The 12,018-nt window shown below is 62.5% G+C and carries 9 protein-coding genes; all 9 read right to left on the bottom strand.

The features are described from left to right. Window positions 1-5: 5 nt before the first annotated feature. A complete protein-coding gene (locus tag DX909_RS16955; protein ID WP_128546382.1) occupies window positions 6-743 on the bottom strand; it encodes a GIN domain-containing protein in 738 nt (245 codons plus the stop codon). Between the two features lie 6 nt (window positions 744-749). Then, the gene (locus DX909_RS16950; RefSeq protein WP_128546381.1) at window positions 750-3,176 is read right to left on the bottom strand and encodes an ABC transporter permease; all 2,427 of its coding nucleotides are present in this window, start codon (window positions 3,174-3,176) and stop codon (window positions 750-752) included. A gap of 131 nt (window positions 3,177-3,307) precedes the next feature. Next, window positions 3,308-5,776, bottom strand: coding sequence for an ABC transporter permease (locus DX909_RS16945; RefSeq protein ID WP_128546380.1), 2,469 nt, complete (start codon window positions 5,774-5,776; stop codon window positions 3,308-3,310). Between the two features lie 167 nt (window positions 5,777-5,943). Then, window positions 5,944-6,954 (bottom strand): substrate-binding domain-containing protein, encoded by a 1,011-nt coding sequence (locus DX909_RS16940; RefSeq protein ID WP_128546379.1) that lies wholly within the window; start codon window positions 6,952-6,954, stop codon window positions 5,944-5,946. Beyond that, complete coding sequence (locus DX909_RS16935) at window positions 6,951-7,919, bottom strand: ABC transporter permease (protein ID WP_128546378.1); 969 nt, start codon at window positions 7,917-7,919, stop codon at window positions 6,951-6,953. Before DX909_RS16935 ends, DX909_RS16940 begins: the two co-directional genes overlap by 4 nt. Before the next feature lie 22 nt (window positions 7,920-7,941). Beyond that, the gene (locus DX909_RS16930; protein WP_128546377.1) at window positions 7,942-8,892 is read right to left on the bottom strand and encodes a TolB family protein; all 951 of its coding nucleotides are present in this window, start codon (window positions 8,890-8,892) and stop codon (window positions 7,942-7,944) included. Continuing rightward, the gene (locus DX909_RS16925; RefSeq protein ID WP_128546376.1) at window positions 8,889-10,310 is read right to left on the bottom strand and encodes a glycoside hydrolase family 140 protein; all 1,422 of its coding nucleotides are present in this window, start codon (window positions 10,308-10,310) and stop codon (window positions 8,889-8,891) included. Before DX909_RS16925 ends, DX909_RS16930 begins: the two co-directional genes overlap by 4 nt. Window positions 10,311-10,342: 32 nt before the next feature. Further along, window positions 10,343-11,176 carry a phosphogluconate dehydrogenase C-terminal domain-containing protein gene (locus tag DX909_RS16920; RefSeq protein WP_128546375.1) on the bottom strand — a complete coding sequence of 278 codons (834 nt, stop codon included), beginning with the start codon at window positions 11,174-11,176 and terminating at the stop codon, window positions 10,343-10,345. A 20-nt stretch (window positions 11,177-11,196) separates the two neighbouring features. Beyond that, on the bottom strand, window positions 11,197-12,015 hold the full coding sequence (locus DX909_RS16915; RefSeq protein WP_128546374.1) for a sugar phosphate isomerase/epimerase family protein: 819 nt from the start codon (window positions 12,013-12,015) through the stop codon (window positions 11,197-11,199). Window positions 12,016-12,018: the final 3 nt, after the last annotated feature.

The raw sequence follows: 12,018 nt of genomic DNA, 5'->3' as shown, positions 1-12,018 counted from the left end.
CGGTTTCAGCGGGTTTTCCGGATCGTGACGTCGCCGATGACCAGCCCCCGATGCAGATCGGCCTCCCCGGCGTAGCGGATTTCCGACTCGCCCAGGGCCATGACGTGGATGCGGTCGGAGGCATGGAGGTTCAGGTGGTTGTCGCCATAGGCCCGGGTTACCACGTCGCGGCCGGTCAAGGCTTCGGTTTCGACCTGGTTCTCGCCGAATACCCGGAACAGCTGCCGTTCGGCCTTACCGGACGCAATGGTCACTTTGTTTTCGCCGTAAAAAGCGGCTTTCAGAGAACGGGTCCTCAGTTCGGCCAGCCGCACGTCGGCCTGCCCGTACACGCGCAGCCGGAACTCCTCCGCGCTGAGCGGACTCTCGCAGACCACCCGTTCCTCCCCCCGGACTTCGAGGGTTTTCAGGCTTTTATAGGTCACGTAGGCCGTCACCCGGACATTCTCGTACACCGGCTTGCGGTAGTCGTTTCCGCCCTCCCGGTATTTCCGGGTTTTCACGGCGATTTCGGCCCCGTCGAGGTAAATCCGCAGCGTCCGGTTGTCGACATAACAGTTGACTTTTTCCGGACCGACGTTCTCGTATTCGAACCGCACGGTTTCCTGATCCCCGGCGGTCAGGACGAGGCTGACCAGCGGGCTGACGATGACTTTATCAAACGACGTGAGCGGCCGGGGCGCGTTCTGTGCTGCGGCAACGGAGGTTACCAGGGCGAAAAGAAAGAGAGTCAGGTGTTTCATGGGAGATTATTCGCTTCGTAAACTTTGAACGGGATTGGTCAGGGCCGCCCGGATGGACTGGAACGAGACGGTAATGAGCGCGATCAGGATCGCCACGGCCCCGGCGAGGGCAAACACCCACCAGTCAAGCGGGACCTTGTAGGCAAAATCATTCAGCCAGCGGCTCATGGCAAACCAGGCCAGCGGAACGGCCAGCGCGATGGCAATGCCCACTAATTTCAGAAATTCGCCCGACAACAGGGCCACGATACCGGAAACCGACGCGCCCAGCACCTTCCGCACACCGATCTCCTTCCGGCGCTGCTCGGCGGTATAGGTCGCGAGACCGAACAGACCGAGGCAGGCGATGAAGACCGTCAGGCCGGCAAACAGGGTCAGCACCTCGCTGGTTTTCTGCTCCTGCCGGAACGACTGTTCGAAGCGTTCGTCGAGGAACGAATACCGGAACGGAGCCGCCGGTGACAAGGCTTCCCACTCCCGTTTGATCGAGGGTAGTACTTCGGCCACATTGCCGGCTTTGAGTTTGACCAGAAGACTGCCTGTATTGCCGCCGAGAAACATCATCAGCGGGCCGATCCGCTGCCGGAGGGATTCAAAATGAAAATCCTTCACGACCCCGATTACCCGGAACGCCTGCTTGGTACCCTTTTCGTCCACGATGCGCAGGATTTCTTTCCCGACGGCCTGCTTCGGCCAGCCGTAGGCCCGGGCGCCCGTTTCGTTCAGGATGACCGCGGACGAGTCGGTCGGGAAGTCGGTCGAAAAGTTACGACCCTGCACCAGCCGCATCCCGAGGGTCGGGATGTAGTCGACATCGACGTTGAACAGCCGGGTGACGATCCCCTTATTGGGGTCGTCTTTCGGAGAAAGTGAGCTGTTATTGTTAAAAGTCGGCCCGACCGGCACGAAGCCCGAGACGCTGATCCGGCTCACGCGGGGATTCTGCAGGAGCTTTTCCCGCAGCACGGCCTCGTTGCGGCCCAGCATATAGGAATCCTGAATGACCAGCACCTGATCGCGCTCGAAGCCCATCTCCCGGCTGAACAGGAAACGATGCTGCCGGAAGGCCACCACGGTGGCGATGATGAGCGTGATGGAGATAAAAAACTGAAATACCACCAGCCCGCTCCGCAGCGTCACCCCGCTCCTGCCGCCCACTACCCTTCCTTTCAGCACGGCCACCGGCCGGAACGACGACAGGTAAAAAGCCGGGTAACTGCCCGCCAGCAGTCCCACGCCGACCGCGCCGGCCAGCAGACCGGGCCCCAGCAGCGGATTCGATCCGACGGCCAGGCTGAGCGCCTTCTCCGTCAGCTGGTTGAATACCGGCAGGCTCCCCTGAACGAGCATCAACGCCAGCCCCAGCGCCACCACCGCCAGCAGCACCGATTCGACCAGAAACTGAAGCTGCAGCTGTCCCCGGACCGAGCCGAGCACCTTCCGGACGCCCACCTCCCGCGCCCGGCCCGAAGCCGTGGCGGTGCTGAGATTCATGAAGTTGACGCAGGCGATGAGCAGCATGAACAGGGCGATGGCCGTCAGCACGTACACGTTGCGGATGTCGCCGTTGGGTTCAAGGCCCTGCACCGGCCCGGAATGCAGGTGGATGTCGGTCAGCGGCTGGAGCCCGAGCCCGAACTCGTTGCCGGCCTCCCGGAACTGTTTCAGGGTGATGCCCATGAACTTCTTCAGGTCCTGGCCGACGTATTTTTCCGTTACGCCGTGCAGCTTGGCCTCCAGCTTCCGGTAGTCGTACTGTTCCGGCAGAAGGAGGTACGTATTGAAATTGGCGTTGTTGAGCCACTCCTGCCCGCCGGCTTCCTTCGAGCCATTGAGCGAAATCAGCGCGTTGAAGTGAAAGTGGGAATTGGCCGGAACGTCGGCCATGACGGCCGTCACCTGCAGCGGCTCCTTCTCCTGCCCGAGGAGCAGCACCTTGCCGATCGGGTCCTGAGCGCCGAAGTACTTCCGGGCGGTGGTTTCGGTCAGCACGATGGCGTTCGGGGCCGACAGCGCCTTGTCGGGATTGCCTTTCCGCACCGGAATGGAAAACAGCTGGAAAAAGGTCGAGTCGGCCCCGAAAAAGCTTTCTTCCTTAAATGAGTTTGTGCCGTAGGAGATGAACTGGCTGCCGTAATCCCGCAGCCGCACGGCCGCCAGAATCTCCGGAAACTCCCGCTTCAGATCCCGTGCCACCGGCGGCCCGACAAACGACATATTGAGCGACTGGTCGCCCATCATGCCCCGCGTGACGACCCGCACGATCCGGTCGGCCTTTTCATGATACCGGTCATACGACAGTTCGTCGCGGACGTAGAGCATCATGACAATGCAGGTGGCCAGCCCGATAGCCAGCCCCACGACGTTGATGGCCGTAAAGGCCTTCTGCCTCCTCAGATTCCGAAGCGCGATTTTCAGGTAGTTCTGTAGCATGGTATATTGGGTTAGGTTTAACATCAGACCACCCCCCGGCCCCCTCCTCGGAAAGGAGGGGGAGTGCTCCGCCATTTTCAGGTTCTGCGAAGCCACCCCCTCCTTAGCAAGGAGGGGGCCGGGGGGTGGTATCACTCGCTCCGCAGGCTTTTCACCGGGTTCATCAGGGCCGCCCGCACGGACTGGAACGAGACCGTCAGCAGGGCGATTCCCACGGCCAGGCCACCGGCTCCGGCGAACATCCACCATTCCAGGTCGATGCGGTAGGCGAAGTTTTTCAGCCAGCGCTGCATACCGTACCAGGCGATGGGTGCCCCCACTGCGATGGCGATCAGCACCAGTTTCAGAAAGTCTTTCGACAACAGCAGAACGACGCTGGCCACACTGGCCCCCAGCACCTTCCGCACGCCGATCTCCTTCATCCGCTGCTCGGCCGCGAAGGTGGTCAGGCCGAATAAACCGAGACAGGCGATGAAGATGGCTAAGGCCGTGAAGATGCCGACCACCCGGCCCGTCTGCCGGTCGGTGCGGTAAGCCTGCGCAAACTCGTTGTCCAGGAAAGTATAGTCGAAGGGCGTGTCGGGCGCAAAGCGTTTCCACTGCGCTTCCGCCCGCTTCAAAGCCGCTTCGAGGCTGCCGCCCCGCACCCGTACCGCCAGGTAGGGATTCGGCACGGTATAGCTTTTCGAGGAGGTATGGAACAGCCCGAACGACACCATCGGCGAACGGACGGTCTGCATGTCGAAGTCCTTCATCACCCCGACGACCGTGTAGGATTCCCGGCGTCCGCCCGGATACATCAGCGTCTTGCCGATGGGGTCCTTCCAGCCGATGGTTTTCACGGCGGTTTCGTTCAGAATGACCGAGAGCGAGTCGGAGAAATCCGGGGAGAAGTTGCGGCCTTTCAGGAGTTTGATCTTCAGGGTGGGCACCAGATCATAGTCGGTCATGAAGGAATAGAGCGTCAGGTCTTTGGCCACCTGCCGGTCGGTTTTCGTCTGCTGCGGGACATAAAAATCGCCGAAACCGCCTTTCAGCGGGATGCTGGTCGTGAAGCTGGCGTTGAGTACTTCCGGGAAGCGCTTCAGTTCCTGCCGGAACGCTTCTCCCCCGGCATTCAGCCGGTTGACGTTCGTGATGACCAGCACGTTCTCCTTGTCGAGGCCCAGATCCTTGGTCTGGCTGTAGCGCAGCTGCCCGAATACGACGACGGTGCCGATGATGAGGGCCGTGGATACGGCAAACTGAAACACCACCAGCCCGTTGCGGACCAGCCGGTGAGCCGGGGCAGTTTTCAGCAGCCCGTTCTTCAGCGTTTCGATCGGGTTGAAAGCCGTCAGGTAAAAAGCCGGGTAACTGCCCGCCAGCAGTCCGACGACGACGGTCAGACCGAGGATGACCGCCAGCAGGTCGGGCGTCAGCAGGTCATTGGTAGTGAATGCCTTGCCGGCCAGCTGGTTGAACAGCGGCATACTGAGCGAAACCAGCATCAGCGCCAGCAACGTACCCAGCACGCTGTAGAGCAGCGATTCGGTCAGAAACTGGCGGATCAGGGCGGTTTTCTGTGAGCCGAGCACCTTGCGGACGCCTACCTCCTTCGCCCGCCGGACCGAACGGGCCGTCGAGAGATTCATGAAGTTGACGCAGGCCAGCACCACGATGAACAGGGCCACGACGACAAACGTCCGGGTCTGGCCGGCATCGCCGAGGTTCGTAAAACCCGTCGAAAGGTCGGCCGAATGCAGGTGAATGTCGGTCAGGGGCTGAAGCCGGAAGTCCCAGTGGCCGCCTTTCCGGTAAAACTCCTCCAGCGGCTGGCCGATGCGGGCAAAGGCCTGGGCCGCGTGGGTGCGCACCATCTGCGGAAACTTGGCCTCCAGCGCCCGGACGCGCTCCGGCTGCGCGGCCACCTGCGGGGCCAGCCGGACGAAGGTGTTTACGTTGAGCCAGACCCAGCTCCAGTCGAAGTAGGTAACGACCTGGTAATTTTTAAGGGGCGTGAGGAAATCGAACTGAAGGGTGGAACGCGTGGGCAGGTCGGCCAGGACGGCGGTAATCTGATGCGGGTTGCCGTTGATTTTCAGTGTCCGGCCCAGCACGTCGGGGGTGCCGAAGTATTTCCGGGCGGTGGTTTCGGTGATGACGACGGAGGTCGGCTCCCGCAGACAGGAAACCGCCTGCCCGGCCAGCACCGGAAACCGGAAGACGTCCAGAAAATTGGAATCCACCGCCAGAATATTGGCCTCGGTGAACGACTTGTCGATTTTGCCGCCCTGCTCCCGCTGTACGACCACGTCGATGGGTTCAAAGGTCCGGGTATAGGCTTCCACTTCGGGATAATCGGTCTGCATCGTCCGGCCCACGGGCGGAGGAGATGCGTTGACTTTCAGTTCGGTACCGCCGAAGTTACCAAAGAGATTCACCTGATAGATACGGTCGGCACCGGGCAGGAAGCGGTCGAAGTTCAGTTCGTCCTTAACGAAGAGGGTGATGAGCAGAAAACTGGCGATGCCGACGGCCAGCCCGAGAATATTGACGGCGCTGTAAACCTGATTCCTCCAGAGGTTTCGCAGCGTGATCTTGAGGTAGTTGAAAAACATGGTGTGGATAGGTTAAAGTGACACGCTGTTTTTCCAAACGTGCTCAACTCCTATGCCACACGCCTAAAAGCGCCATTTCTGTCCCTGCGGGCCGGTTTCTCCGCGCAGCCTGTACGGATTCGGACAGCCGGTTGTCCGCTTGTGAACAGAAAAACGTCCGGTGCCGGTCACTGCGCCGGTGCGGTATTCAGAAACTCGTCCACGTTCTCCCGCGTGATGCGGATCAGACCGGTGTTGACCGTGGCCGGGACGTTGGTCAGCCCGGCCCGGGCGTCGTTGCCCGACAGGCGGTTGGTCTGGTGCACCATGTCGTACAGAAACTGGGCGCCGTACCAGGTGAACAACTCCCTTTTCTGGCCCGCCAGCATCTGAATGACCCCGGCTTTGACCAGTTGCAGGTGTTCCGGCTCCCAGTCTACGGTCGTGATCTTCACCTTGCCGGCCTTCCCGGCTTCCTGCACGGCCAGCGCGATGCCGGGGCCGGAGTTGGAGTCGAAACCGCAGAGACCGGCCAGGTCCGGATGAGCGGCCAGCAGGTCGGAGGTGATGCGGGTGGCTTCCTCCACGTTAGCCTTGTCGTCGAATTTCCCGACCACCTCAATACCGGGGTGCTTTTTCACTACATCGAGCAGCCCCTGAAAACCGGCTTCCATGTTGGTCAGGCCCAGAATGCCCATGTAGGCGATCTTGCCCCTGCCGTTGAGCAGCCGCACCATTTCTTCGCCCTGCATCTTTCCGATCTGGTACCAGTCGGTGCCGAGAAAAGCGTGCCGCCGGGAGTTCGGGATGTCGGAGTCGTAGACGACGGTCGGGATACCGGCCGCCACCGCTTTGTCGATGACGGGGCCGAGGGCGGGGTCAGTGCCGTTGATGAGCAAGCCCGACGGCCGTGTGCCGATCACCTCCTCGATGGTGCTGATCTGCGCGGGAACGTCCCAGTCGGCCGGGCCGAGGATGGACACCCGGACCCCGCGTTTTTCACCCCAGCGCCGGAAGGTGGCCTGGTCGTGGTTGACGTACATCGGCATCGTGACGGCGGTAGTCACCATCACGTATTCCTCCACGGCCCCGGTCAGGGTGGTGTCGGCGGTGCGGAGGGCCGTCGTGGTGGCGGTGTTGCGGGGCGGCAGTTCGCAGGCGGCCGCCAGCAGGGCGAGCAGAATAACGATTCGTTTCATGAGAGCATGCGCCGGGGGTGGAGCCGGTGGGTTTGTTTGCGAAGGGCCAGATCGGCCCAGACGACGGTAATCAGGATCAGCCCGAGGATAATTTCCTGCCAGTAGCCCGTCACCCGCGACAGGATCATGACGTTGCTGACCAGCCCCATGAAGAGCGCGCCCAGCAGGGCCCCGAGGATGCGTCCGTGCCCGCCGGCCAGACTGGCCCCGCCGAGGATGACGGCGGTGATGACCCGCAGTTCGAGGCCCCGACCGGCCGTGGGCAGGGCGGTTCCCAGCCGGGAAGCCAGCAACAGCCCCGCCACTCCGGCCAGCAGGGAGGTCAGCACAAAGCTCCAGAGTTTCATCCGCCGGACCCGGATGCCCGACAGATCGGCGGCCCGCTCGTTGCCGCCGATGTAATAATACCGCCGGAAAAACACCGTCCGGTTGGCCAGGAAAGCAAAAACGCCCACCGTCAGCAACATATACCAGACCGGCATCTGCACGCCCAGCAGCTTCGACTGGCTGATGGCATTGAACCAGTAAGGCAGCACCCGCGTCCCGACAGCCCCGCTGACCAGCAGCGCCCCACCCCGCACGATGCCCATCATTGCCAGCGTCTGAATCATCGGATTAATACCCTGATAGGCAATCAGATACCCGTTGACCAGCCCGACCAGCCCGGCGCTCAGCAGCCCGGCCAGCACCCCGGCCGCTACCGGCCACCCCAGCGTGCTCATGACATAAGCCGCGATGCCGCCCGAAAACGCCACCACCGACCCGACCGACAGGTCGAACACCCCGCTGATGAGCAGGATCATCATGCCCACGGCCACGATGGTGTCGATGGAAAGGTTCAGCAGTACCTGGCTCAGGTTGCCGAAGGTGGGAAAGGTCTGAGGGAATACCAGGGCCGCCACCAGACCGATCAGTCCGATGGTGAGGGCGAGCGAGTAAACCCGGTCGTTCAGCAGGGTACGCATGGGCGGAGTTGAGAGTATACCGTTAACGCACAGGACGCCATGCGGCCCGGCTGCCGTCAATGGCGCATTGATACCGTAATACTTCGATCACGTGCGGATCGGAGCCGTCGGCGCCGATGATCCAGACCGGCCGCTTGTCGGCACGCTTGTCGGCGTAGGCCCGGTCGCGGGTGTCGGTGCTGCGCCAGTAGGCGTCTTCCGTCACCCGGAACGTAATCTGGCTCCCGTCGGGCGACCACGCCCCCGAGGAGCTGATTTTCCCGAGCTTCGTCAGTTGGCGGAGGTTCGACCCGTCGGCATCGCAGATGAACAGTTCGAGGGCTTCGCCGACCTGATCGCTGAACAGAATGTGCCGCCCGTCGGGCGACCAGACCGGCGACACCGCGCCCATTTCGTCTTCGTGCCGCGTCAGCTGCCGGACACCGGAGCCGTCGGCGTTCATGGCGAATACGCAGAAGCCCTTGTTCACCTTCTTCGTAAAGGCAATGGTTTTGCCGTCCGGCGAAATGGCTCCGTCGCGCCCGTCGGCCACCTCCACATACTGCTTTCCGTCGGGCGTCACGTAGCCGATCTTCGCCTTGCCTTTCGCATCGTCGGCGATATTGAAATAGATGCGTCCGGCGTCGGCGGTCCAGCTCGGAAAGTAGTACACGACACCCTCGGGCTGGTCGGTCAGCCGCCGGACGCCGGTCCCGTCGGCGTTGGCGATAAAGAGGTTGAAGGTCGTGGACGTGCCGCTGCCGGCCCGGTTGGAGGTAAAAACCACCTGCCGCCCGTCGGGCGACCAGACCGGGTACCGTTCCTCGCTGCCCGGACTTTTGGTGATGTTGAAGGCATCGCCCGTGACGGGATCGACCGAAAACACCTCCGTATTGCCGGTGCGGATGCTGGTCGTCAGCAGACGGTGTCCGACGGTCTGTGTAAAACCGGGCAAGGCCCACCCGACGGCCAGGCACAGGACGGCGGCCTTCATGGCTTCTGCTGATTGGCGGCTACGGGCAGGGCGTACTTCTTCGTCGCATCGTCCAGGATCAGCACCCAGTCGTGGCCGTAGCCGCTGTCCGGGGGCGTAAAGGTCTGCCGGTTCCGGTTCGGGAAGGAGCCGGCCGTTTTGGTCTTACCCGAGCGCGGATCGAACCAGGTGGCCGTCACCTCGGCACCCGAAATTCTGCCCATATTGAGGGTAAACGGTTTTCCGGCGGCCGAGTACACGAAGGCGTAATCCCGGCCCCGGGTGGCCTGCTGCCGCTCGGCGGGGTTGGTGATCGGATCGACCAGCAGCGACTGGTCCGGGATGCGGTCCAGCACCGGCCGGGATTCGATCAGCCGCCGGATGTGGCCCATCTGGCCGGCGCCGGGCAGTTCGACGGCTTCGTACCACGGCATGTGCGGACCGTTGACGGGCTGGCGGTTGGGCGCATACATCTGCCAGATGTCGTGGCAGCCGTAGGTATGTCCGTGCGCCCCCGCAAACAGGTCGAGGTAGGCAACCTTCCGGACGTCGTAGGCGTTGGACGTACCAAGGTCCTTCGCGTTGAAGCAGACGGGGTGGTCCTCATAGATCGGTTCGGCGTCCATGACCGGTTTCACCGGTTTCAGGTCATAGACTCCGGCGATGTGATCCCAGACGGGCGTGTCGCGGCAGTGGCCGTTCTGGAACATATTGAAATCCAGCCAGCTATCCTGATGAAACCATTTGGCCGAGCCACCCACGGGAATGTCGCCGGTGGGTTGCGGGTGGTAGCTGATCAGGGCGCGGTCGGGGCCGCCGGCGCCCTCCTGGATGCCCTCGGCCATGGCCCGCCAGACGGCCACGTCCTGGGTGCCTTCGCGGGGGTTGCGGTCACCGCCCAGAATCCAGATGATGTTGTCGCGGCCGGCATACCGTTTGGCGATCCAGCGGCCGAAGCCCCGGGCGTTGTCGGTATTGAAGATTTCCGGCCCGGCGCCCCAGGTCGATTTGTGGAGTTTGTCGCCCCAGGTGGGCAGCAGCCCGACCACGATGCCATAGGAAGCGGCCTTGTCGACGATCCAGTCGACGTGCTGAAAATAGGCTTCGTTCGGTTTGGCCGGATCGTTGTCCGTCAGCGGTTTGTCGCCGTTGGCGTTGGGGGTGTTCAGGCCGTCGAGTTCGGCCAGGGCCACGGCCTGCACCACCGTGAAGCCCTGTTCGGCCCGGCGTTTCAGGTAGCGGTCGGCCTCGTCGCGGTTGAGCCGGTGAAACAGCTCCCAGGCCGTATCGCCGAGATAAAAGAACGGCGTGTTGTCCTGATGCACCAGATAGCGCCCATTGTCCGACACCCGCAGCCGCCCGTGCGAAAAGGGCGTCTGGGCGAAGGAAGCTGCCGTGGCCAGGGCGCAGCAAACAAGGGTTGTGAAGCGGGTTTTCATGGAGAAGAGATGGGTTCGGGATGAAGTTGGGTTTACCGGCTGGTGATGTCCTTGACCTGTTCACGAATGTCGTCCATGTCGAAGATTTTCTGCCAGCCGTCTCGGAACAGCAACGGTTTGGCGCGCCGGGAAATCTTGTAGGCGGCATCCGAAAACGTCCCGTTGACTTCGCGGAACAGCACGGCGATCTGGATGCGGAGATGACCCAGCACGAAGTCGCGGGCGGCCGCTTCCGGAACGCCCAGCGCCACGATGCGGTCATATCCTTCCCGGACGACCTCCATACAGGTCTGCGCCAGCGTTTCGACCATGGCCGGTTCCAGAATCGCCATCTGTTCCAGCGTAATCCGGTGGCTGTCCTTGATGGGACCGTACATATCCTGCGCCACCTTCTCGCCTAACGTATAATGGTCGTCGTTACCAAACATCAGCGCCACGACGATGGACTGTTTGGCCGAGATGCCGCCGTAAAAATCCCGGAAGGCGGTTTCGGTCGGTTCCCAGTTGAACACCGAGGGATGGCAGGGGTGGGCGATGACGTAGCCCAGGTCGTCGCGGTGGGCGATGACGCCGTCCAGCGGGGCGGCCGGGTCCAGCGTCAGCACGAGTGCCCCGGGTTTCATGGCCGGAATGATTTCCTCCGAAATCTTCCCGATCGCTACATCGGGCACCGCCAGAATGACCACGTCGGCCGGGGGTATCACCGCCGACGGATCGGCCACCGACACCCCGCGCGTACGAAGGTTTTCGATGCCCTGCGGGCTGACCTCCAGATAAGACACCTCATACTGGGGATACTTCAGGAAATTGTCGGTCAGGCGGCAGCCCATTTTTCCGCCGGCCCCGACTAAGGCAACTTTTGTCATGGATTCAGGGGGTCAGTCGTTCAGAACGTCAGCCCGTTTATGGTTTTTAAATACGAAATGCTCTCTTCCGCCCAGCGGGCTTCCCTGGCGATGGTGTCGTCCATATCGGGCTCCGGCACCACCCATTGTTCGAGCACGGCCGTCCGGCACCGGCCCGACCGCGCCACTTCCCCGACCAGCCACGGCACGTTCAGCATGCCCTGGCCCGCAATCCGCCCGTCGATCTGAAATCCCTGCAGGTGCGGCAGCCGACGGATGCCGAAATCCTTCAGGTGCAGATTGACCGTATAAGGCGCCAGCGTCGCCACGACCTCCGCCAGCCCTTCGCCCGCGCCCATCGAGTTGACCGAGTCGAGGCAGATGCCCACGCAGGGACTGCCGACCCGCTCGATGAGGTCGGCGAACGCCACGGCTTTCAGGCGATCGTGGTTTTCCAGCCCCAGCGTCACGCCCTTCTCCCGCAGCGTCGGCTCGGCTTCCCGCAGCAGGGCGGTCACCGAGTCGAGGTCCGGCTCATAGCCGCGGGCGTCGATCACGAACCGGAGCAGGCGGCTACCGAGCCGGTGGGTCAGGTCGATGTAGCGGTACAGATGTTCGGGCCGCAACCCCCGGGCCCCCACTTCCAGGGCAATTCCGGTTTCCGTCGCCCGCTTCCGGAGGGCAGCCAGTCGGTCGGTGGGCAGCTCATGCAGCGGCCAGTTGTCGCCGATCTGCACCACCCGGACACCGAACCGCAGCGCCCGGTCCAGCAGCGCCTGCTCATTGAGGGGCCGGTCGGGCCGGTTTCCCGGTACCCCGACCGCCCATCCGTAGGTATAGGAGCTGATCCCGATCTGCATCGC

The organism is Larkinella soli (genome assembly GCF_003703975.1).
Classification (GTDB): Bacteria; Bacteroidota; Bacteroidia; order Cytophagales; family Spirosomataceae; genus Larkinella; species Larkinella soli.
The sequence above is the reverse complement of the archived record's forward strand: the minus strand, read 5'-3'. Positions and strand labels throughout refer to the sequence as shown.

Excerpts from the sequence above, each read along its gene's own strand:
- DX909_RS16955 (WP_128546382.1), bottom strand. The coding sequence starts at position 743 with ATGAAACACCTGACTCTCTTTCTTTTCGCCCTGGTAACCTCCGTTGCC.
- DX909_RS16950 (WP_128546381.1), bottom strand. The coding sequence starts at position 3,176 with ATGCTACAGAACTACCTGAAAATCGCGCTTCGGAATCTGAGGAGGCAG.
- DX909_RS16945 (WP_128546380.1), bottom strand. The coding sequence starts at position 5,776 with ATGTTTTTCAACTACCTCAAGATCACGCTGCGAAACCTCTGGAGGAAT.
- DX909_RS16940 (WP_128546379.1), bottom strand. The coding sequence starts at position 6,954 with ATGAAACGAATCGTTATTCTGCTCGCCCTGCTGGCGGCCGCCTGCGAA.
- DX909_RS16935 (WP_128546378.1), bottom strand. The coding sequence starts at position 7,919 with ATGCGTACCCTGCTGAACGACCGGGTTTACTCGCTCGCCCTCACCATC.
- DX909_RS16930 (WP_128546377.1), bottom strand. The coding sequence starts at position 8,892 with ATGAAGGCCGCCGTCCTGTGCCTGGCCGTCGGGTGGGCCTTGCCCGGT.
- DX909_RS16925 (WP_128546376.1), bottom strand. The coding sequence starts at position 10,310 with ATGAAAACCCGCTTCACAACCCTTGTTTGCTGCGCCCTGGCCACGGCA.
- DX909_RS16920 (WP_128546375.1), bottom strand. The coding sequence starts at position 11,176 with ATGACAAAAGTTGCCTTAGTCGGGGCCGGCGGAAAAATGGGCTGCCGC.
- DX909_RS16915 (WP_128546374.1), bottom strand. The coding sequence starts at position 12,015 with ATGCAGATCGGGATCAGCTCCTATACCTACGGATGGGCGGTCGGGGTA.